This is a genomic window from Devosia sp. GW821-FHT12F11, from assembly GCF_058806655.1.
On the sequence record NZ_JBXAPX010000001.1, the window covers coordinates 201,976 to 223,201 of the forward strand.

Consider the following 21,226-nt stretch of genomic DNA (forward strand, 5'->3'; position numbering starts at 1 on the left):
CGGCATCATTAGGTTAGGCTGGTCGTGGGCCCGCTGTCAGAGCGCGAACACGTAGAGCACGTTGGCCGCCGGACGGTTGGCGAGCTCGGGGTAGCCGAAGGTGGTCACGGCGCTGCCGCCGGCCGCGATCGCGATGTACTCCTTGTCGCCGACCTTGAAGGCGATCGGCGGGGCGCTGAACGTGCCGCCCATGTTGATCGACCACTTCTGCTCGAGCGTCTTGGCGTCATAGGCGCCGAACGTGCCGTCCATCTCGCCGGTCCACACCAGGCCCGGAGTGGTCATCACGCCGGCATAGTTGGGATACGGACGCTCGATCTTGGCGACCTGCTTGCCGGTGGTGACGTCGAACGCGAAGATCGAACCGGTCTGGGCACCCGAAGCTGCCGCCGAACCGCCGGCGAAGGTGGTAGCGCCCGGCGCCACGTCTTCCGGAGCCTTCTGCTCGACCGTCAGGTCCGAGCAACCTTCGATACCGGCGCCGTAGGCGATGTTCGAGGTCGAGTCGACCGCCGGGGGCCAGAAGTTCATGCCGCCCTGGATGTTCGGGCAGGTATTCACCGTCTCGCCACCGCGACGCATGGTGCCGTTGGCATAGACCTGCAAAGGCTTCGACGCATCATACTCCACCGGCTTGCCGGTCTTGGGGTCGATGCCCTTGGTCCAGTTCAGCTTCGACACATAGGGGTTGGCCGCGATGAACGAGCCGTTGGTCCGGTCGAGCGTATAGAAGATGCCGTTGCGACCGAAATGCGCCAGAACCTTGCGGTCTTCGCCGTCGACCTTGGCATCGACGAGCAGCTGGGCGCCGACCTCGTCATAGTCCATGTAGTCGCCGGGGGTGTACTGGAAGTGCCACTTCAGTTCGCCCGTATCGGCGTCGAGCGCCACGGTCGAGTTGGAGTAGAGGTTGTCGCCCGGACGATATTCCGGATCGTACATCGGCACCGGGTTGCCCGTGCCCCAGTAGGTGGTGTTGCTGGCTTCGTCATACGAGCCGGTCACCCAGGCCGCCGCGCCGCCGGTCTTCCAGCAATCCGGGTTGCCCGACTGGTCGCAGAGCCAGGTTTCGGAGCCGGGCTGGCCGGGCTCGGGAACCGTGTAGAAACGCCAGACTTCTTCGCCGGTCTTGGCGTCGAGCGCCGCAACCCAGCCGCGGGTCGCCCAGTCACCGTAGGACTGGCCGACGAGGATCTTGTCCTTCACCACCAGCGGCGCATTGGTGAAACCTTCGCCCGGCTCCTTGCCGACCTGCTGGTCCCACACCACATCGCCGGTCTCGTCGTCGAACGCCATGACGCGGCCGTCGTTGAGCGCGGTGATCACCAAGTTGTCGACCAGCGCCAGACCGCGCGAGGCGAGCAGGATGCCGCGGCTCGGGTCCTTGTCGACGCCGGTATCGCCGACCCACACGGTCTTGCCCTGCTTGCCGTCCGAAGCGTCGATCTTGTAGGGCGTGCCCCACGGATCCGAGATGTAGAGGAAGCCGTCCTTGGCGAGCGGGGTGGCTTCCATCGAGCCGGCGCCGAACCCGGCCGGTTCCGAGCCGCCGAGCGGCACCGCGAAGGCGAGCTTCAGGCCCGAGACGTTCTCGGGGGTGATTTCGCTGAGCGGCGAATAGCGGTGCGCATCATAGGTGCGGTGCACCATCAGCCAGTTGCCGGCTTCCGCTTCGCTGCCCGCGGCGGAAAGCCGCGCGGCGGTGACGTCCGCGGCCAGGACAACCCCCGGCAGGACCAGCATGCTGCCAGCCAACATGGCGGACATCAGGTGTTTCAGGTGCATTTGTCTCCCCCTTCAGGATCGTTCTTGTTTGGCACACTGGCGCCACATAAGACCGATGCGCGGGGGAGTTTGCCTATGTCATCTATTGGAAATTCTGCTGCACGCCGGCGGTCGCCCGCCCGCCTGCCAGTTCCTTCTCCGGCCGCGCCCGCTCCGCCGTCGGCAGCTCCAACACGCTGTCGGCAGGGACGTTCTGGCTATATTCGTGGCGGCAGAAGTCGGTCAGCCGCTTGAAGATATTGGCATAGCCCGGCAGCGTCATCAGGTGCTTGGGCATGGCGAGGACGATCGAGCGGTCCATGCCGCCAAGCGTATAGGCCTTGAGCCGCCCTCGCACCGAGTTGGGCAGGCTCGGCAGCAGCGACAGCGGCACATGTGTCGTCGCGAGGCCCTCCGCCACGATATCGGTCGCCGCCACATAGGTCATCGCCGAGAAGGCGGGCGTCGCATAGGGCAGGTTCGAGCGATACCAGGCGTCCGACACCGGACGCATCGGCACATTGGCGCTGATCTCGACATAGCGGGTGAGCGACACATCGAGCTGCGACGCCTTCACCCCCTTGGTCAGCGCCTTTTCCAGCATGCCGGCCGGCAGGTCCGACGGCACCAGCAGCACCATCGGATCGCGGAACAGCAAGGCCGTGGCAAAGCTCGAGCGGTCCTCGGCCAGGGCATCGTCATTGACGATCACGCAGTTGAGCTGGTGCAGCCGCAATTGCTCCACCAGCTCGCTGCTGGTGGTCGAGTAGCTCACCTCGAACTTGGCAAAGCCCTGCTCGTCGCTGGCGATGCGCGCCGCCGCCGACAGGAACCGCCCGCGCAGCGTCGGGCTGAGCCCGATCCTCAGGAACACCCGGCTGTCGACATAGCGCTTCTCATGCTCGTCGATCGCCTGGTCGAACTTCCTGAGCACCTCGTCGGAGAACTTGAACCAGTACTCGCCCGACGGCGTCAGGCTGACCGTTCCGGTGCGGTTGCGATTGATCAGCTGCGTGCCCAGCCGCTCCTCGAGCTTGGCCAGCTGCTGGCTGATCGAAGGCTGGCTCAGCCCGACGCGCCGCGACGCTTTGGTGATCGATCCTGCGATCACCACGGCGCGGAAGATCTGCATCTGCTTGAGGGTGATGTCCATTGTGGCCCTGGAATGGTAGGCCCCTATGTCAGCACAATACGACACATTCGATAAGGCAATATAAGGTCGCATACCCCCCATTTGCGGGGTACGCAGAAACGCCCTCCCCGTTTCCGGAGAGGGCGTTGATAACGCTGTCAGATTCGACTTACTGCGCCGCGGGCGCAGCCGGCTCGGCCGGCGCCGCAACAGCGGCCGGCGCGGTCGAGAAGGTCTGCAGGTAGGCCACGATATTGTCGATGTCGGCCTGCTCCTTGAGCCCCGGGAAGCTCATTTTGGTACCCTTCACGAAGTCCTTGGGCTTGGTGAGGAAGTGGTGCAGCGTCTCGGACGACCACACGAGGCCACCGGCGCCCGCATCGATCATCGCCTGGGAGTACTTGAAATCGGGGGCGGTGCCGGCGACGCGGCCGAACAGCTCGTTGAGCTCCGGCCCCACCTTGTTCTTGGCGCCTTCGCCCACCGCGTGGCAGGACGCGCATTTCTTGAACACATTGGCGCCGGCCGCCGCATCGCCTTCGGCAAAGGCCGAACCCGTAAGCAGGGCCGACATCACCAAACCAAGAGCCAGGACTTTCATTCGCATTCCTCCAAACAGCCGCCGCCTGCGCGACGGGGCCTTACTCACATGGGGCAATCTCTGGCGGTCACAAAGGTTGCAAGTCAAGCGACTGCACGTCGCAGGGGCCGGAGTGTGCCGGCCGCCGCGGCCACTGCCAGTCCCGGTGGCATGCGGTTTGCTTGGCCTCCAGCTTGCTGAGTTCCCCGCCTTCGCGGGAATGACGCTGCTGGTCATGGCCGGATCGAAGGGCAGCTCAGGAATGCCGGCGCCGCAGCCTCCGGATCCCCAGAAACACCAGCAGCACCACCACCGGCGCCGACACCGCCAGCATCTCGCCCTTGGTGAACGGCAGCACCTCGTGCAGGCCCTCGAAGATATAGCCCAGGATTCCCAGCGCGTAATACGAGATGGCGATGATCGACAGCCCTTCCACCGTCAGCTGCAGTCGGTACTGGCTGCGGCCGGTCTGGCTGATCGCATCGAGCACCGAGCGGTTTTGCGTCTGGATCGACAGCGTGATCCGCGCGTCGAGCAGTGAGATCGAGCGCCGCACCTTCTCGGTCAGGCCGCTCAGCCGCTTCTCCATAGCCTTGCAGGTGGCAAGCGCCGGCTGCACCCGGTTGTTGAGGAAGCGCTCGATGGTGGTGAACTCGCCGATGGCGTGTTCGCGCAGCCGCGTCAGCCGCTCCGCCAGCACCTCGCCATAGGCCTGCGTCGCGGCGAAGCGGAAGCTCGTTTCCTCCACCGTGCGGCTGATATCGACACTGAGCTTGTGCAGCGCCTCGAGCGACAGCTGATGGTCCTCGGCGGTATCGCCGCCCTGCCCCACCTGCTGCATGATCGCCGCCAGCTGGCTCTCATAGGTCGCGACCCGCCCGCCCATCTCGCGCGCCAGCGGCAACCCGATCAACGCCATCGTCCGATAGGTCTCGATCTCGAGCAGCCGCCTGACGATCACCCCGATCCTGAGTTCGCCGCTGTGCCCCGCCGCCACCTCGAAGCGGGTGAACCCGTCGGCATCGAGATGGAAATCGGTCGCCGCCTGCGCCCCATCATCGAAGATCGACGAATAGCAGAGGCTGAGCGGATTGAACCCGGCGAGCGCCGCCGTCTCGATCGTTGCGGTGGGCATCACGTCGATGCGGGTGGCGAACACCAGCAGCAGCTTCTCGTGCAGCTCGAGGCCGATCCCCTGTGGCTTGGCGTCCCAATCGTCCGCCGCCCCGCTCCAGGTCATGGTGGCGAACTCGTTGTGCAGTTCCCACGTCACCTGCCGCCCGTCGCGGCTGAAGGCCAGTTGCCGCGCCCAGGCCGGCCCTTCCGGCAGGACACCCGCCACCACCGCCATCTTCTCGTGCAGCGCCCTCAGGTCATTGCCGCCATCGGCGCTCATGAACGCCAGCCGCCGGATGCGGACCGGCGGGGTCATCCCCAGCACCGGCCGCGCATGCGTCTCCGCATCGATCAGCCGCCGATAGCTATGCTCACGCCACTCCGTCACTGCCCGCCACCTCTCAAGTATCGGCCACAGCGTGAACGCAGCCGCGCCGCGCAGCAATCGTCACTTTGTCGCGGCGCGCTTTAGTAGCCGGCACGTTGGCATTTCCAATGCGATGCATAGGCAGAGGCGATTGGCCTGCCATGCTAGCGGTGGCAGCAACCTGAAGCATTGCGCTCCCCGTCCCGGACGAGGCGAGCCCGACCGGGTCTGGAGGAACGGGTCTTGGACGACGTAAAGGCGGCGGTCATCGGACCGCCCATCGAGAGGCGTGACTACAATCCGGTGCTGCGCTGGCTGATCGTCAACGTGCTGGTGGCGATTGGCCTCGTGACGCTGTGGCAGCTCGGCTTCCTCGGCTCGGTGCTCGCCTCCGACCACACCCGCATTTCGCTGCTGATCTTCGCCATCTTCGTCGTCACCAGCCTCCATTGCCTGGTGCAGGCGATCGATATCAGCCGCGAGCTGATCGCCGCCCGCCGCGCCCGCGCCGTGATCGAAGCTCAGAGCAGCTCGGGCTTCCGCCTCGCCGGCAATAACGTCTTGACCGGCGCCGGCACCCTGCTCGAGCCGGGCGTCCTGACCACCCATGTCGGTAACCTCGTCAGGAAGGCCGAGATCCGCGGCAAGGGCCAGCTCGACCAGACGCTGCTGCTGCGCTCGGTCGCCGATAGATTGCGGGCCCGCGAAAAGCTCGGCCTCTTCGTCTCCGAAGGGCTGCTGCGGCTGGCGCTGCTCGGCACCGCCATCGGCTTCATCCTGATGCTGATCCCGATTGCCGCCCTAACTTCGTTCGAGGCCGATACTTTGCGCGGCGCACTCAGTGGGATGACCGGCGGCATGGCCGTGGCGCTCAACGTCACCGTCGCCGGCATCGCCACCGCGCTGATCCTCAAGTTCCAGTACTTCCAGCTCGATGCCGCCATCGGCGAGCTGTTCTCTGGTATCGCCGAAGTCTCCGAGATCTACGTCGTCCCGGCGATCGAGCGGAGCCACGATGGACGGGCCTAGCCTCTTCACCGGCGCCGAGGGCGACGACGGTACGTTTGTCCCGTTTACCGACATCCTGTTCAACGTGCTGCTCGGCTTCACCATGATGGTGTTCGTCGCCTTCGCGCTGATCCGGCCGGATGCCAAATCGGGCATTATCGACACCAATGCCGAGTTCATCATCACCACCACCTGGCCCGACGACAACGACGACGACATCGACACCTATGTGCAGGACCCGACCGGCAACGTCGTCTGGTACCATTCGATGCAGAAGGGCTTCGTCACCCTCGATCGCGACGATCGCGGCAACTATCTCGACGAAGTCACCGTCAACGGCGTCACCCACCACATCGCGCTGAACCAGGAGACGGTAACCATCCGCGGCATCCTGCCGGGCGATTACGCCATCAACGTCTACCACTTCACCAACCCCAGCGCCGGTGCCGTGCCGGTGACGGTGAAGGTCGAAAAGATCAATCCCAAGCTGTCGGTGGTCTATTACGACACGCTGGTCCTCGATCACAAAGGCGACGAGAAGACCGTCGTCCGCTTCAGCCTCGACAAGGACGGCACCGTCAGCGGCATCAACACCGTGCCGGTCTCGCTGATCCAGGCGGTGCGCAAATGAGCCCGCTGGTGCAAGTCCCGCTGGCGATTGCCGGCGCCGTCGCGCTGTTCCTCGTCCTGGCGCTGCTCCTATTGAGCCTCAACCTCACCTCGCTGTGGAAGTGGTGGATCAAGGCCGGAGCCATCGTCGTGACGCTCGGGGGAGTGATCGTTCTCTATTTCACCATGACCGGGCTCGTCGGCTGGGCCAGTTCGGGCGCCATGCCCAAGCGTTTCGGCCTCCTCGCCACCCGCATCGTCGAGCCCGACAAGCTCAGCAACCTGCCCGGCGCCATCTACCTCTGGGTCGAGGAAGTCGACGATCGCCAGATCGTCATCGGCCCGCCGCGCGCCTTCCAGGTGCCGTACAAGGTGGAGGTCGCCACCGAAGTCGCCTCAGCCCAGCAGCAGATCGAAGGCGGCGGCAAGGTGCTCGGCCAATTTGCCGCTACCGGCAACGAACAAACCAACGCCGCCCAGACCGCCCAGCAGCAGGGCCAGGGCGCCATCAACACCGACGGCAACGCCGACCGCCAGGCCAGCGGCGGCGGCGAAGGCGCCGAAACCATCGGCGACCCCGGCGCCCTCAGCTTCTCGGAAATGCCCCCAGTCGACCTCCCCGACAAGGCCGCTGTGATTCAGATGAGCCGGTAACAGGCAGTTAGTGGCACGGCCGGCGCCAGGGCGCCCCCTCGCCCCTCTGGGGAGAGGGGCGCCAAGCGCTCCGACTGCTACTTGCTCAGCGCATCCGCCGCATAGCTCAGCGCATGCTCGACCGCCCGGATTTCCACAACCAGCGGCGCCACCCTGGGGTCCGACTCCCAAGCCGAGAACCCACGCTGCTTGGCGAGTTCGGTGAGGTCGGTCGCCCGTTGCCCGACGATCCCCGCCGCCGTCCGGGCTTCGCCCAGCGCATCGGCACGCACCGAATCCGGCGTCTGCGGGTTGTTGGCGAGGCTCTGCAGCCGCTTGGCGTTGATTTTCCACTGCCGCGCGAACTCTTCCGCCCGCTTGAGGCGGAACGAGATCACCGTATCGCTGAGTGCTGCCTCTCCCATGCCCCCACCATTGATTCGGGTCGTTCAGGAGTCAATTTGGCGCGCCGAATTTGATCGCCAGATGGCGGCGCGCGACAATTCGGTAGACCGACCTAGACCAGTGGTTTGAGGTCCGCCAGCAATGTCGGCACCAGCTCGCTCACCGTCGGATGCACATGCATGGTGCGGATGATGGTGTCGACATCGACGCCTGCCGCCATCGCCTCGAGCAGCGACTGCATCACCTCGTCGCCCTCGATCCCCAGCAGCGCTACGCCGAGGATCTGCCGCGTCCCGGCATCGGCGAACACCTTCATGAAGCCAAGGTTTTCCGCCCGTTCGTTGGCCCGGCTCACCCGCGTCATCGGCCGCACCGCCACCAGCGCCGGGCGTCCGGACTTGCGGACTTCGGCCTCACTCATGCCCGCACGTCCCAGTGGCGGATCGATATAGAGCGCATAGGCCGGCACCCGCTCGCTCACCTTGCGGTCGGCGCCGTCGAGCAGGTTCTGCGAGACGATCTCGAAGTCGTTGTACGAGGTATGGGTGAAGGCCCCGCGCCCATTCACGTCGCCCAGCGCATAGATATGCGGCTGGTTGGTGCGGAGCTTATCGTCGACCGCGATATAGCCGTCGCCATCGAGCGCGACACCCGCCTTTTCCAGCTGGAGATCCTCGATATTGGGCACCCGGCCCAGCGCCAGCAGCAGGTGGCTGCCTTCCACGGTCTCGCTGCCGCCGCGATAGCTGACCGCCACCCCGTCGCCGCGCCGCTCCGCCGCCATGCAGCTGGCATCGGTGATCACCCGAATCCCCTCGGCTTCGAGAATGTCCCGGATGGTCGCCGAGACGTCCTCGTCCTCCTTCGCCGTGAGCCGCGAACTGCGCGCCAGCACCGTCACCTCGGCCCCGAACCGGCGGTACATCTGGGCAAACTCGAGCGCGATATAAGAGCCGCCGGCAACCAGCAGGTGTCTTGGCAGCGTATCGAGCTCGAGGATCGAGGTATTGGTGAGATAGGGCACACCCGCCGCCCAATCCGGCACCACCGGCCGCGCCCCGGTATTGAGGAAAAATTGCCTGCCCTCCAGTACCTCGCCGTCCACCTCGACGGCATTGGGCGAGACGAACGCCGCCGAGCCGCGAAACACCGTCAGGTTCTCGGTTGCGTCCATCCAGTCGTCGAGCCCCCGGCGCGAGGCGAGCACCACCTTGTCCTTGCGCGCCTTCACCGCCGCCATGTCGACGCTCACCGGTCCGGTCACGACGCCGAAATCCCGCGCCCGCCGCGCCAGCCACGCCACCCGCGCGCTCGCCACCAGCGTCTTGGTCGGCTGGCACCCGTCATTGACGCAGGTACCGCCCATATGCCGTCGCTCGATCAGCGCCACCGTCTGCCCGGCGCCCGCCAGCCGCGCCGCGAGGAACGGTCCAGCCTGCCCACCCCCAATGACGATGGCATCGAACGATCGGCTCATGACTGAAACTCCGCAACTCGGGCGCCGGACCTTAGCTGCCCGCCAGCGATCTCGGAAGCCGCCCGAGTCGGGCACTGGGAACTGCGCCGGCGCGAGCGTCGTTCATAGCTCACTTGCAGCGATGGCCCTTCGCCTCGGGTCCCGGCGCTGCTAGGCTCGTGACGTTGCAATAGGGTTGGCGCGCCATCCCGGTCGCGCCCCATGGCTCGGGGGAATGACAATTGCCCGCCAAATCGAAACCAGCCGACTCCGCCGCGATGGTCAGCGAGGACGCCATCCGCCAGCGCGCCTATTACATGTGGGAGGCCGACGGCCGCCCCGACGGCAAGCACGACCACTACTGGACGCTGGCGCATCAGGAAGCCACCAAAGCCTTCGCCAAGGCCACCGCCAACGGCGTCGCCAAGGCGAGCAAAGGCAGGAGCCCCGGCGCCATCCCGGCCGCGGTGCAGTCGAAACCGCCGAAAGAGGCCAAGCCCGTAAAGGCGAAAGCGGAAGCGAAGCCGGCAAAGAAGGCGGCCACAAAGCCAAGGGCGGCGGTACCGGCCAAGAAGGCAAAGTAGCGGTTCGGCCACCGGGTCATTGCCGCGACAGCGGGAACCCCCGGTTGCGGTGCAGACTCCTGAACGGAGATCCCCTGCTTTCGCGGGGATGGCACGGATCGCTCGGCGATCCTCCCCCGCGTCGCGGGGGAGGATGAGGCCGGAGTTCAGTCCTTCGCCGCCACGGCGATGATCTCGACCTTCAGCGACGGGTGCGCCAGGCGCGCCTCGATTGCCGCGCGGGCCGGCGGGTTGGCCGGGTCGATCCAGGCGTCATAGACGGTGTTCATCGCCGCGAAGTCGCCGATATTGTTGAGGATCACCTGGCAGAACAGCACCTTGGACTTGCTGGTGCCCGCCTCGGCCAGCAGCTTGTCGATTGCCGCCAGCACTTCGCCGGTCTGCTTCTCGATCGTGCCGTTGTAGTCGGTCGCCACCTGCCCGGCGAGATAGACGGTGTTGCCGTGGACCACGGCCTGGCTCATGCGCTTGCCGGGCTGGTAACGGGTGATGCTCATCGGATGCTCCTCAAATGAATGGCGGAGCCTCTGTAGCGGCTCCGCCAGCGAGGAGAAAGCAGAACTTCCGCCCTATTCCGCCCTCAACCGGCGCAGTCGCGAACGAACGCCATCAGCAGGTCATTGAACGCACGGGGGTGGCTGGCCTGCGGCATGTGTCCTGCGCCGGCGATGCGGAACGACTGGCCGCGCCACAGCTGGCGATAGGGCGCCGCCTCGATGAACGCGAGGTTGACGGCACTGTCGTCGCCACCGTTCACTACGGCAATCGGGATGTCGCAGTTCCGCACCAGCTCGCGCTGATCAGCCGCCTGTTCCGAAAGCAGCGCCCCCACCACGGTGGTGCGGCTGTGCCCGTCGCTGCGCCGGATCGCCCTGCGCAACCCTTCGGCGAGTTCGGCACTGTCGATCGCATGCGCCGCAACGAACCTCTCGACATCGGCTTCATTCAGCTCCGCCTTGCCCGACAGTTCGACGGCCGGGCCGGGCAGCCAGGCGCCGGCCATGCTGTCAGTGGTCTTGGCAAAGGGTGGAGCACCGACCAGCATCAGGCCGCGGGCGTCGGAGAGCTGCGCCGCCAGCTCCAGCGCAATGTGACCGCCCAGCGAGGTGCCGACCACCACGACCGGCCCGATCCCCATGGCTGCGACCAGTTCGGCCAGGTACTGGGCGTGTCCGCCAAGCGTATAGTCGTGGTCCGGGTCGGCGGCGTTTTCCGATCGGCCGTGCCCGAGCAGGTCAGGCGCCACGACCCGATAGCGCGGCGACAATTCCTCGACCTGCCGGACGAACACCTCCTTGTGCCCCGAGTTTCCGTGCAGCAACAGCACTGCCGGTTCACCCGAACCTGCATCTACAGTCTCCAGGATGCCGGCCTTTGTCTTGATCCGTGCAACATTCATGCATCAACTCCGGAGAATCTGCCAGCTCGCAGCAGGTCGATTCGAATACTGCACTTGACCGGCAAATCAAATAGTCGATTGTCGGAAATGACAGTCACGCTGAAGGGACAGGACATCCCGTTGCTCGACATCGCCGAAGAACACTATGGAGCGCTGGTTCACCGCGTCTATTCCGCCGGCCTCGATCGCGCCAGATGGTCGGAGGTTCTCGGCGATCTTTCGACCCTGATCGGTAGATCCTGGATCGCGTTGCATGGGCACGACACGACCCGCAACGTCAATCTCGGTTTCCTGACCCACAATTACAGTCCGGATCATCATTCCTCGTATCTGCAGCATTTCGCCGCGCGCAACCCCTGGAACACCCGGGCGGCGCGCGTCCCGGTCGGAGCGGTGATCCATTCGCAGATCCTCCTGGAGCCGGGCGTCCTGAAGCGGACCGAGTTCTACAATGACTGGATCCGGCCGCAGGAGGATATCGGCACCGGCGCCGGCGTTACGCTGTTCCGCGATCGAGATCGCTTCCTGCGCCTTTCCTGCAATATCCGCTTCCGCGATCTCGAGCGCATGGAGGCCCGATTGCTCGGCCTGCTCGAGGCCATCGGCCCGCACGTCCAGGCTTCGTTCGAGCTGTCGCGCCGCCTCGCCGGCGCCCGCATCGGCCAGCACTATCGCGATGCCCTGCAGCTGGTACCCGAGGCGGTCCTGCTGCTCGATTCCACCGGTCGCATCACCTTCGCCAACGCCGCGGCGGAACGGCTGCTGGAGAACACGACAGCCGTCGCAACCGCTGACGGTCGCCTCGCGCTGCCCGATCAATCGGCGCAGCAGGCAATCGAGGCCGCGCTGGCCGCGATCATCCACGGAACCACGAGGCCGGGCGTCCCGATTACCATCCGGACCGGGACCACGCCGCTTGTGGCTGAGCTCTTCCCGTTCGTTTCCGATGAGACGCCGGTCAAGCCGCCTTTGCTCCTGCTGCTCGACGGCCTGCCGACCGCCATCCTGCTGCTGCGGCGCTCCGCTTCACCGCTGGGGGACGCGCTGGCAGGCGCCGCCGAACGCTATGGCTGGTCTCCTGCGGAGACGGCGCTTTGTCAGCATCTGCTCGAGGGCGGCTCGGTGCGCAGCTTCTCCGAGCGGCGCGGTGTCAGCTTTCACACCGCCCGCAACCAGATGCGCAGTGTGCTCGAAAAGGCCGGCGTGCAGCGACAGTCGGCTCTCGTCGCGCTGGTGGCGAACCTCGACCCACGCCACTGAGGTAGCGCATCTGCGTCATGCGGGCCGCCGCCCCATCTGCTGCTATGGCGTTGTCCATTCGGGCGCAACGAGACCATGCAACCCCTGCCGGCCCTCCTTCTCTCCCTTCTTACGGCGCTGTCGATCCCCATGGGAGCCGCGCTCCCCGCGCAACTCTCGATCATCGATGTCGACAGACCCGAGGGCCGGCAGTCCTACCTGGAGCTCTCCGGCGACATCGAGGTCGGCGACTGGTGGAAGTTCGTCAGGCTGCTCAAGCGGCACCCGTCGACGACCGGCGTCTGGCTGCGTTCGGAGGGCGGCTCCGCCGACGATGGCCTCGCCATCGCCAGGCATGTCTATGAGCACCGCCTCGACACCATGGTCACCGACGCCTGCCACTCGGTCTGCACCATCATCTTCCTCGCCGGCAGCGAGCGCTACCTCACCGTCGACGCCCGCCTTACCGTGCACAGCGCCTACAAGCAGCTCGCCGACTGGGTGGTGGAAGATCACCTCGCCAATGGTACCGTCGCCTGGTTCATCGGCCACATGGGCTATCCGCTGCCGATCGCCAAACTCTGGGTCTCGACCGCCAGCAACGAGATGGCGCCGATCACCCTCGAAATGAACGACAAGCTCAAGCTTGGCTTCACCGTCATCAAGTAGCGCCGAGGCCTTGCGTCTCACTCGGCCGGCATCGGCGCCGCTGCTGCCGTCACTTGCCGCCGGGCCCCGGGGATCAGCAGCGATACCACCATGGCGAGCGCCGCCACGCCGGCGAACAGCAGGAAGCCGGTGACGAACCCCGCCTCCGCCGGCACGCCGTCGGCGGTATGCTGCGCGGTCACCACCGCCGTCATCACCGCGGTGCCGATCGCCCCGCCGATGGTGCGGATATTGGCGTTCATGCCGATCGCCGTGCCGGTCTGGCTGGCCGGCACGCTCTGCACGATCACGCTGGTCAGCGCTGCATAGGCTAGGCCCAGCCCGATACCGTAGACCCCGCTGATCAGCGCCACCTCCCAGATGCTGGCGTGCAACAGCGCCAGCGCCACGCAGGAGAGCGCGATCACCGCCGAAGCGCCGGCGAGCTGCAGCTTGAACGGCACCACCGGCGCCAGCCGGCCGCTGAACACCCCGGCCACCGCCATCGAAACCAGCATCGGCAGCATCACCCAGCCGGCCTCGCTCACCGTCGCGCCAAAGCCGTAGCCGGCCGAGCTCGGCACCTGGATCAGCTGCGGCAGGAACACCCACACCGCGAACATCGCCGCGCCGAACAGCAATGCCACGAGGTTGCTGGTCCACACCGCCGGTAGCCGCATCATCTTCATGTCGATCACCGGATTGGACGAGCGCAGCTCGACCGTCACCCAGGCCGCCGCCAGCACCATCGCTGCGGCAAACAGCCCGATCACGGCCGGCGAGCTCCAGCCCCAGCGCGTCCCGAGGCTCAGTGGCAACAGCAGCGCGATCAGCCAGGCGGCGAGCAGCGATGCCGCGAGCCAGTTGATCGTGCCGCCAGCCTTGACCGGCGATTCCGGCACGAAGAACTGCGCCAGCGTCGCCGTTACCGCCACCACGGCGAGCGGCACCCAGAACAGCCCGTGCCAGCCGAACAGCTCGACGATCGGCCCGGCGAGAATGGTGCCCACCCCGCTCCCGACCGCGATCACTGCCGAGAGAATCCCCACTGCCGAAGGCACCCGCGCCGGCGGGAACTCGTCGCGGATGATGCCGAACGACAGCGGCACGATCGCTCCGCCCAATCCCTGGACGATCCGTCCGGCGATCACCAGCTCGATGCTGGGCGCCAGCCCTGCGATCAGACTGCCGAGCCCGATTGCCGCTAGCGCCAGCACCAGCGTCTTCGCCTTGCCGATCATGTCGCCGACCTTGCCGAGGATCGGCGTCGCCACCGCAGCCGACAGCAGCCAGGCGATCAGCACCCAGGAGACGGCGCTCTGGCTGGTATTGAGTTCGCTCTGCAGCGTCGGCAGTACCGGCGCCAGCAGCGATTGCAGCATCGCAAACGAGGCAGCGCCGACCGCCAGCACCAGGAAGGTGAGGCTCGGCGACGTGGATTTGGGCTTAGATGGAACGTTGGACATACTGATCCTGACCCGCAAACGGCAGTTCCGGCTTGGATTGTCCGTTGCGATTGGCTATGTACTGGAGGATGCCTCCATATAAGTGGAGGGTTCCTCCGTTTACCGGAATCAATCTGTGCTGGCAATAGCGCGCCGAAAGAAAGTGCTATGACGACAACTCTCGCGGAACTGGTGCAGCGGCGTCCGAGCCGCGCCGATGCCCGGCGGAACTATGACAGCCTGATCGCCGCGGCGCGTCAGAGCTTTGCCGAAATGGGCACCGAGGCGCCGCTCGAGGAGATTGCGCGCCGCGCCGATGTCGGGATCGCCACGCTCTACCGCAACTTCCCCACCCGCGAGACGCTGGTCGAAAGCGTCTACCTCGAGGAGGTGCAGGCGGTATGCAACGCCGCCGGCGAGGTCGGCCACCTCGAGCCGTGGGAGGCGCTGCTCGCCTGGCTCCGCCGCTTCGTCACCTATGTCGGCACCAAGCGCGTGCTGGTCGAAGGGCTCAATCGCGACAGCAATACCTTCAAGGCCTGCCGCCTCGGCCTCTACGAAGCCGGCGGGCCGTTGCTCAGCCGCGCCCAGGCCGCCGGGGCCGTCCGCCCCGATGTCGCCATCGACGATGTCGTCCGCCTCGTCGCCGGCATTGCCGGCATCGGTTCCACCACCGACGAGCAGCGCGACCGTATCCTCGCCATCGCCCTCGATGGCCTGAAGCGGACCGGCTGAGCCTCAAGCGGGCGTCGTCACCTCGAGCCCGGCCAGCCGGTCGGTATCGGCCAGCACTTCGATCTCCGTCACCCGCTCGCCGCTGACCGTGAAGCGCAGCACGCGGAACGGCGCGCCGCCGCGCAGCACCACCACGGCCACCTCGCCATCGACCAGCGCCAGTTGGGCTTCCGGCATGAAACCGGCGAGCGCCCGACGCGCCACCACCTCGGCGCCTCGCGCCACCAGCGCCACTCCTGCCGGAACCGCCATCGCGTCGGCACGCAGCACCACCTCGGGGTCGAGCACCGCCAACAGGGCCGCGAGGTCGCCGCTTCGCGATGCCCTGAGGTACGCCTCCACCACCGTGCGGTGTCGCTCCCGGCTCGGCTCGAAACTGTCACCGCCGCCCTTCACCCGCCGCCGCGCCCGGCTCGCCAGCTGCCGCGCCGCATCGGTGGAGCGCCCGACGATCGGTGCGATCTCCTCGAACGGCAGGTCGAACATGTCGTGCAGCACGAACGCCACCCGCTCCGGCGGCGGCAGCGTCTCCAGCACCACCAGCAACGCCACCCCCAGCGAGTCGGCCATATCCAGCGTGCGCTCCGGATCGTCGGCATCGGCCATCGCCTCCGCCGCGGGCTGCTCCAGCGGTTCCTCGCGGCACGATTTCCGCGCCCGCAGCATATCGAGGCACACCCGCGCCACCACCGTGGTCAGCCAGCCCGAGAGGTTGCCGACCGTGCTGGCGTCCGACCGGCTGAGCCGCAGCCAGGCTTCCTGCACGGCATCTTCGGCCTCCGTCGCCGAGCCGAGCATCCGGTAGGCCACGCGCCTCAGGTGCCCGCGATCCGCCTCGAACCGGCTGGCCAGGATTTTCTCGTCGTCCATCGTCACATTCCTCGATCGCGCTCCGTCATAGCACTGACGAACGAGATCGGCCCGGTGTGACAGACCCGGCCGAAAACCCTCCGTCAGCACCAAAAACCGGAGCACAACAAATGCAATCGCGTATGACCAACCCCGCCTTCGCCGTCCCCGGCGCCATGTCGGCCCTGCAGGCCATCAGCCAGGCCGCCCAGGCCAACCCCGCCGTCTCGCATCAGCTGCATGCCCTCGTGCACCTGCGCGCCAGCCAGATCAACGGCTGCAGCGTCTGCGTCGATATGCACGCGGCCGATCTGAAGAAGCTCGGCGACACCGATCGCCGCATCATCGCCGTCTCGGCGTGGCGCGAAACCTCGTGGTTCACTCCCGCCGAACGTGCCGCTCTGGCGCTGACCGAAGCCGTCACCCGGCTCAGCGACCGCGCCGACCCGGTGCCCGACGCCATCTGGGACGAAGCCCGCGCGCATTTCGACGAAGCGGCCCTCGCTTCCCTGGTCCTCTCGATCGGCATGATCAACGTCTGGAACCGCCTCAACGCCGCCACCCGCCAGATCGCCGGCGCCTGGAAAGCCGCCGCCTGAGCGGCGAAGCCCCTCTTGATCCTCCCCCGCGTGGCGGGGGGGACCACGCAACGCGTGGTGGAGGGGGCAGCCAGACCCTCAGTCGTCATTCCCTCAGGAGAGCAAAGATGCCCCGCATCGCCCACCCCGCCTTCGCCGTTCCCGGCGCCATGGACAGCCTCGTCGCCCTCGGCAAGACCAGCAAATCCGTCCCCGGCCTGCCGCTCGCCCTGCTCGAGTTGATGCATCTGCGCGCCAGCCAGATCAACGGCGACGGCAACAACGTCAACCTCCACCCGCGTCTCGCCCGCGCCGCCGGTGAGACCTCGGAGGATCGCATCATCTCGGTCGCCTCGTGGCGCAACACGCCGTGGTTCAGCGAGCCCGAGCGCGCCGCGCTGGCGCTCACCGAAGCCGTGACCCGCCTCGACGACCGGGCCGACCCGGTGCCCGACGAGGTCTGGAACGAGGCCCGCCGCCACTACGACGAGCCGGTACTCGCCGCGATGATCCTGTCGCTCGGCCTCGTCAACCTGTGGAATCGGCTCCACGTCGCCACTGGCCAGGTCTTCGACCCGGCTCGATGAGGGGCGGAGGCGATGCTGATCGCCACCGCCGCCGCTTTCAGCTCAACGCCTCGAGCACGAGCTTGGCCACTAGGCCGGACGAGGCCGGGTTCTGCCCGGTCACCAGCCGCCCGTCGGCCACCGCGAAAGGCTGGAAGTCGGCGCCCTTCTCGTAGCGTCCGCCGAGCTGCCTGAGCCGGCTCTCGAGCAGGAACGGCACCGTCTTGTCGAGCCCGGCCGCCACTTCCTCGCTGTCGGTGAACCCCGCGACGCGCTTGCCCTGAACCAGCGGCGCGCCCGAGGGATCGGTGACCGCCACCAGCCCGGCCGGCCCGTGGCACACCGCCGACACCACCTTGCCCGCCGCATAGGCGGCGCTCAGCCCCTTGGCCAGGGCCGCGCTGCCCGGCAGGTCCCACACCGTGCCATGCCCACCCGGCAGGAACACTGCGTCATAGCTCGCGACATCGATTGCATCGATCGCCGGCGTCGCCGCCACGGCCCCCTGCGCCTCGGGATCGGCGAGGAAACGCGTGACGCTCTGCGGCAACTCGCCGCCAATGCTCGACGGATCGACCGGCACCTGGCCGCCCTTGATCGAGGCAATGGTCACCTCGGCCCCGGCATCGCGGAACGCATAATAGGGCGTTGCCAGTTCTTCCAGCCACACGCCGGTCGGCTTGCCGGTGCTGCCGATGCGGTCGTGCGAAGTGGTGACGATAAGGATGGAACGATTGGGCATCTGAGCCTCCGCTGTTTCAACTGCCCGCTATCTGGGGTCTCGCCATCACATTGGGAAATTGCATGTTCTTGCCTGAGTGATAAGATTTCTTATGAGTTATCTCGATCACCTGCGCAGCTTCGTCGCTGTTCACCGCCTCGCCTCGGTCACTGCAGCTGCCCGCAGCCTCGGCCTGACCCAGCCTGCGGTCACCGGCCATCTCAAGGCGCTCGAAGCCCGGCTCGGCCGGCCGCTATTCGAGCGGGCCGGCCGCGGCATTGTGCCGACCGCCAGCGCCGATGCCCTGGCTGCCCGTATCGGCAACCACATCGATGCGCTTGAGACGGCGCTCGATAGCGTCGCCACGCGCGGCAGCGAGCTCGCCGGCACCGTCACCATTGGCGGCCCGGCCGAGTTCATGACCGAGCGCGGCCTCGCCGCCCTCGCCCCCCTCGCCGGCCGGCACATCGCCGTGCATGCCCGCTTCGGCCTCGCTCGCGATCTCATCGGTCAGCTCGAACGCGGCGACCTCGAGCTGGTGATCGCAGCGCAGCGCATCCCCCGCCCCGCCATCGCCTACCAGCAGCTGTTTACCGAGCGCTTCCTGCTGGTCGGCGCACCGGGCTACCGCGACCTGATCCCGCCAGCCACGTCCGCCCAGACGATCGCCGCGACGCTGCAGGCCGCACCCTGGGTGGCCTACGCTGCCGACCTGCCGATGATCCGCCGCTTCTTTCGCACCGGCCTCGAGCGCGACCTCGCCCCGCCGGAAACCTCCACCGCCCCGGACCTCCGCGCCGTCCGCACGATGGTCGTCGCAGGCGCCGGCATCAGCGTGCTGCCCGATTATCTGTGCGACCGCGCCATCGCCATGGGCAAGCTCGTCGAGCTGTGGCGTCCCGCCACTCCGGTCACCAACACCGTCTGGCTCGCCACCGGCAGATCGAGCCGCCACCCGCGCGTCTCGCTGGCCATCGATCTGCTCGGCAAAGCCGCGGCCACCTGGACGGGCGCCTAGCTGCGCGCCGGCAGGGTTTCGAGCCGCTGTTACGAGGTCATCTCCAGGTGATCACCATTGCGACGTGGCAGGGCTTGCGCACGCCCGTCCAAGCAACCACCTCGCTCCGGCGGCGGTTTTCGTTGGCGCCGATATGCGTTACCCATTCACTCCCAACTGCCGGATTCCCCCATGAGTCCCTTCCACCAGGTCCTCGGCAACACCCTCGTTGCCAACATCACGAACTTCACCGTGTGGTTCGCGCTGACCTTCTGGGTCTATCTCGAAACCCATTCGGTGTTCGCCACGGGCATGATCGCCGGCGTCTATCTGGTGTTCACCGCCGCCTTCGGCATCTGGTTTGGCTCGATCGTCGATCACAATTCCAAGAAACTGGCGATGCTCGGCTCGAGCGTCGTTTCGGCGATCTTCTACGCCCTGGCGCTGGCGGTGCTGCTGCTCTCGCCCCCGGAGAGTTTCACCAACCCCTACAACGCCTTCCTCTGGATCTTCGTCTTCCTGGTCATGCTCGGGGTCATCGCCGGCAATATCCGCTCGATCGCGCTGCCTACCCTCGTCACCGCGCTGATCCCCGAGGATCGCCGCGACAAGGCCAACGGCCTCGTCGGCATGGTCAGCGGCATCGGCTTTCTCACCACCTCGGTGATCTCGGGCTTCCTCGTCGCCTGGGGCGGCATGTTGGCGGTGATGGTCCTGGCGCTGCTGACGACCGCTCTGGCCTTTGCCCACCTGAGCTTGGTCAAGATCGACGAAGGCCGCGCCGCGCCTGATCCCGAAACCCCGGCCGAGCCGAAGCGGATCGACCTCAAGGGCACCATCAAGGTGATCGGCGCCGTACCGGGCCTGTTCGCGCTGATCCTTTTCGCCGCGCTCAACAACTTCCTCGGCGGCATCTTCATGGCGCTGCTCGATGCCTATGGCCTGTCGCTGGTGTCGGTCGAAGTCTGGGGCCTGTTGTTCGGCGTGCTCTCCACCGCCTTCATCATTTCGGGCCTCGTCATCGCCAGGACCGGGCTGGGCAAGAAGCCGCTCCGCACCCTGCTACTGGTCAACCTGATCACCTGGGCGGTGTGCTGCATCTTCACCATCCAGTCCTCGATCTGGCTGCTGGCGGGAGGCATGTTCGTCTGGATGCTGCTTGGCCCCTATGCCGAGGCCGCCGAACACACCACGCTGCAGAAGGTGGTGCCACCAGAGCGGCAGGGCCGCGTCTTCGGCTTCGCCCAGTCGGTCGAGCAGTCCGCCTCGCCGCTGACCGCCTTCCTCATCGGCCCGCTCGCCGAGTTCGTCTTCATCCCGTTCATGACCGTCGGGCTGGGCGCCGATCTGATCGGCGGCTGGTTCGGCACCGGTCCGGCCCGCGGCATTGCCCTGGTCTTTACCCTCGCCGGCCTGTTCGGCGTCGCGATCACCATCATCGCCTTCCGCTCGAAATACTATCGCCAGCTGTCCGCCGCCTACGCCCGCCCCAGCGAGGGCGAACCCGAACCCGCGCCGGCCCAGTAGCCGGCGCCCAGAGGAACCGTCAGCCCATGTCCACGCCCGCCTCCACTCGCGTCATTGACCGCCTGAAGACTGAGTTCAGTTTCCAGATCTCGGTCGATACCGACAGCCTGCCGCTCGGGCTCACGGTGGCCGAGGCCGCCCTCGCCGCCGGCGTTGATCTCATCGAAATGGGCACCCCGCTACTGAAGACCGAGGGCGTCAAGCACGTCGTTCCCGCCTTCCGCGCCCGCTTTCCCGATGCCCTGCTGCTCGCCGACATGAAGACCATGGATGGCGGCAGCTTCGAGGCCCGCTCTGTGTTCGAAGGCGGTGGCAACATCATCGATTTCCTCGCCATTGCCGGCGTGCCGAGCGCCAAGGGCATCTGCGGCGTGCGCGACGAGTACCGCCGCGCCAACCCCGAACTGCCGCGCCTGGTGTTCGCCGATATCCTCCTGCCGCATCAGGGCCCGGCCGACACCGCCATCGAGGTGGCGCTGCGCATGCTCGACGCCGGCGTCGACGGCATCGGCGCCCACCTGCAGCTCGACGCCCGCCGCGCCGACCCGAGCCTGTTCCACTCGAGCTACCTCGCCGACGTGGTCGGCGCCGTGCACCATCGTGTCGGCGCCGTAGCCTCGGTGCAGGTGGTCGGCGGCCTTTACCTCGAGCAGGCGATCGCGCTCGCCAAGGCCGGCCTCCGTGCCTTCGTCATCAGCGGCAATCTCGGCCTGCCGGACGCCGAGGCCCGCTACGGCAACCCGCCCGCTGAGATTCGCGAGCACATCGCCGCCTTCATCGCCGGCGTCTCGAAGGTCGGCGCTGCGCAGTAGAGCGCTTTTCAGGAACCGGCGTCATTCCCGCGCAAGCGGAAGCCTGGTGGGATGCT

At 66.8% G+C, this 21,226-nt stretch carries 23 protein-coding genes; 12 read left to right on the top strand and 11 right to left on the bottom strand.

Annotation, left to right across the window (positions count from 1 at the left end; all coding sequences use genetic code 11):
- Window positions 1–36: 36 nt before the first annotated feature.
- From AC1ROK_RS01025 to AC1ROK_RS01040, 4 genes are all read right to left on the bottom strand, one after another.
- Window positions 37–1,785, bottom strand: coding sequence for a pyrroloquinoline quinone-dependent dehydrogenase (locus tag AC1ROK_RS01025; protein ID WP_492842955.1), 1,749 nt, complete (start codon window positions 1,783–1,785; stop codon window positions 37–39).
- Between the two features lie 82 nt (window positions 1,786–1,867).
- On the bottom strand, window positions 1,868–2,917 hold the full coding sequence (locus AC1ROK_RS01030) for a LysR family transcriptional regulator (protein WP_492842957.1): 1,050 nt from the start codon (window positions 2,915–2,917) through the stop codon (window positions 1,868–1,870).
- A 148-nt stretch (window positions 2,918–3,065) separates the two neighbouring features.
- The gene (locus tag AC1ROK_RS01035) at window positions 3,066–3,497 is read right to left on the bottom strand and encodes a c-type cytochrome (protein ID WP_492842958.1); all 432 of its coding nucleotides are present in this window, start codon (window positions 3,495–3,497) and stop codon (window positions 3,066–3,068) included.
- A 235-nt stretch (window positions 3,498–3,732) separates the two neighbouring features.
- Window positions 3,733–4,980 carry a DUF3422 family protein gene (locus AC1ROK_RS01040; protein WP_492842960.1) on the bottom strand — a complete coding sequence of 416 codons (1,248 nt, stop codon included), beginning with the start codon at window positions 4,978–4,980 and terminating at the stop codon, window positions 3,733–3,735.
- Window positions 4,981–5,202: 222 nt separating this feature from the next.
- On the opposite strand from AC1ROK_RS01040, the gene AC1ROK_RS01045 reads away from it, so the two are divergent.
- The 3 genes from AC1ROK_RS01045 to AC1ROK_RS01055 are packed head-to-tail and all read left to right on the top strand — an operon-like array spanning window position 5,203 to window position 7,230.
- Window positions 5,203–5,988, top strand: a complete 786-nt coding sequence (locus tag AC1ROK_RS01045; protein ID WP_492842962.1) for a hypothetical protein — start codon at window positions 5,203–5,205, stop codon at window positions 5,986–5,988.
- Window positions 5,975–6,598: a hypothetical protein gene (locus tag AC1ROK_RS01050; protein WP_492842964.1), complete on the top strand. Its 624-nt coding sequence runs from the start codon at window positions 5,975–5,977 to the stop codon at window positions 6,596–6,598. Before AC1ROK_RS01045 ends, AC1ROK_RS01050 begins: the two co-directional genes overlap by 14 nt.
- A complete protein-coding gene (locus tag AC1ROK_RS01055) occupies window positions 6,595–7,230 on the top strand; it encodes a hypothetical protein (RefSeq protein ID WP_492842966.1) in 636 nt (211 codons plus the stop codon). The genes AC1ROK_RS01050 and AC1ROK_RS01055 overlap by 4 nt, the downstream gene beginning before the upstream one ends.
- Window positions 7,231–7,307: 77 nt before the next feature.
- Here AC1ROK_RS01055 and AC1ROK_RS01060 read toward each other — a convergent pair whose 3' ends face one another.
- Both AC1ROK_RS01060 and AC1ROK_RS01065 read right to left on the bottom strand, forming a co-directional pair.
- A complete protein-coding gene (locus AC1ROK_RS01060; RefSeq protein WP_492842968.1) occupies window positions 7,308–7,634 on the bottom strand; it encodes a hypothetical protein in 327 nt (108 codons plus the stop codon).
- Window positions 7,635–7,726: 92 nt separating this feature from the next.
- Window positions 7,727–9,091, bottom strand: a complete 1,365-nt coding sequence (locus AC1ROK_RS01065; protein WP_492842970.1) for an FAD-containing oxidoreductase — start codon at window positions 9,089–9,091, stop codon at window positions 7,727–7,729.
- A 221-nt stretch (window positions 9,092–9,312) separates the two neighbouring features.
- Between AC1ROK_RS01065 and AC1ROK_RS01070 the strand changes: the two genes are divergently transcribed.
- Entirely contained in the window at window positions 9,313–9,654 is a 342-nt protein-coding gene (locus AC1ROK_RS01070) for a DUF2934 domain-containing protein (RefSeq protein ID WP_492842972.1), read from the top strand.
- 146 nt (window positions 9,655–9,800) lie between these two features.
- Here the strand turns inward: AC1ROK_RS01070 and AC1ROK_RS01075 are convergent, their stop codons facing one another.
- The gene (locus AC1ROK_RS01075) at window positions 9,801–10,151 is read right to left on the bottom strand and encodes a RidA family protein (protein ID WP_492842974.1); all 351 of its coding nucleotides are present in this window, start codon (window positions 10,149–10,151) and stop codon (window positions 9,801–9,803) included.
- Window positions 10,152–10,234: 83 nt separating this feature from the next.
- Complete coding sequence (locus tag AC1ROK_RS01080; RefSeq protein ID WP_492842976.1) at window positions 10,235–11,053, bottom strand: alpha/beta fold hydrolase; 819 nt, start codon at window positions 11,051–11,053, stop codon at window positions 10,235–10,237.
- A gap of 87 nt (window positions 11,054–11,140) precedes the next feature.
- Between AC1ROK_RS01080 and AC1ROK_RS01085 the strand changes: the two genes are divergently transcribed.
- Together AC1ROK_RS01085 and AC1ROK_RS01090 are read left to right on the top strand one after the other, a co-directional pair.
- On the top strand, window positions 11,141–12,313 hold the full coding sequence (locus AC1ROK_RS01085; RefSeq protein ID WP_492842977.1) for a helix-turn-helix transcriptional regulator: 1,173 nt from the start codon (window positions 11,141–11,143) through the stop codon (window positions 12,311–12,313).
- A 129-nt stretch (window positions 12,314–12,442) separates the two neighbouring features.
- A complete protein-coding gene (locus AC1ROK_RS01090; protein ID WP_492842978.1) occupies window positions 12,443–12,961 on the top strand; it encodes a hypothetical protein in 519 nt (172 codons plus the stop codon).
- 17 nt (window positions 12,962–12,978) lie between these two features.
- Here AC1ROK_RS01090 and AC1ROK_RS01095 read toward each other — a convergent pair whose 3' ends face one another.
- The gene (locus AC1ROK_RS01095) at window positions 12,979–14,406 is read right to left on the bottom strand and encodes an MFS transporter (protein ID WP_492842980.1); all 1,428 of its coding nucleotides are present in this window, start codon (window positions 14,404–14,406) and stop codon (window positions 12,979–12,981) included.
- Window positions 14,407–14,553: 147 nt separating this feature from the next.
- On the opposite strand from AC1ROK_RS01095, the gene AC1ROK_RS01100 reads away from it, so the two are divergent.
- Window positions 14,554–15,120 carry a TetR/AcrR family transcriptional regulator gene (locus AC1ROK_RS01100; protein ID WP_492842982.1) on the top strand — a complete coding sequence of 189 codons (567 nt, stop codon included), beginning with the start codon at window positions 14,554–14,556 and terminating at the stop codon, window positions 15,118–15,120.
- 3 nt (window positions 15,121–15,123) lie between these two features.
- On the opposite strand, the gene AC1ROK_RS01105 is transcribed toward AC1ROK_RS01100, so the two are convergent.
- On the bottom strand, window positions 15,124–15,990 hold the full coding sequence (locus AC1ROK_RS01105) for a sigma-70 family RNA polymerase sigma factor (RefSeq protein WP_492842984.1): 867 nt from the start codon (window positions 15,988–15,990) through the stop codon (window positions 15,124–15,126).
- 110 nt (window positions 15,991–16,100) lie between these two features.
- On the opposite strand from AC1ROK_RS01105, the gene AC1ROK_RS01110 reads away from it, so the two are divergent.
- A complete protein-coding gene (locus tag AC1ROK_RS01110; protein ID WP_492842986.1) occupies window positions 16,101–16,568 on the top strand; it encodes a carboxymuconolactone decarboxylase family protein in 468 nt (155 codons plus the stop codon).
- A gap of 107 nt (window positions 16,569–16,675) precedes the next feature.
- The gene (locus AC1ROK_RS01115) at window positions 16,676–17,134 is read left to right on the top strand and encodes a carboxymuconolactone decarboxylase family protein (RefSeq protein WP_492842988.1); all 459 of its coding nucleotides are present in this window, start codon (window positions 16,676–16,678) and stop codon (window positions 17,132–17,134) included.
- 37 nt (window positions 17,135–17,171) lie between these two features.
- On the opposite strand, the gene AC1ROK_RS01120 is transcribed toward AC1ROK_RS01115, so the two are convergent.
- The gene (locus AC1ROK_RS01120; RefSeq protein WP_492842990.1) at window positions 17,172–17,855 is read right to left on the bottom strand and encodes a type 1 glutamine amidotransferase domain-containing protein; all 684 of its coding nucleotides are present in this window, start codon (window positions 17,853–17,855) and stop codon (window positions 17,172–17,174) included.
- Between the two features lie 91 nt (window positions 17,856–17,946).
- On the opposite strand from AC1ROK_RS01120, the gene AC1ROK_RS01125 reads away from it, so the two are divergent.
- From AC1ROK_RS01125 to AC1ROK_RS01135, 3 genes are all read left to right on the top strand, one after another.
- Complete coding sequence (locus tag AC1ROK_RS01125) at window positions 17,947–18,852, top strand: LysR family transcriptional regulator (protein ID WP_492842992.1); 906 nt, start codon at window positions 17,947–17,949, stop codon at window positions 18,850–18,852.
- A gap of 171 nt (window positions 18,853–19,023) precedes the next feature.
- Entirely contained in the window at window positions 19,024–20,358 is a 1,335-nt protein-coding gene (locus tag AC1ROK_RS01130) for an MFS transporter (protein WP_492842994.1), read from the top strand.
- A 26-nt stretch (window positions 20,359–20,384) separates the two neighbouring features.
- Complete coding sequence (locus tag AC1ROK_RS01135; RefSeq protein WP_492842996.1) at window positions 20,385–21,170, top strand: orotidine 5'-phosphate decarboxylase / HUMPS family protein; 786 nt, start codon at window positions 20,385–20,387, stop codon at window positions 21,168–21,170.
- Window positions 21,171–21,226: the final 56 nt, after the last annotated feature.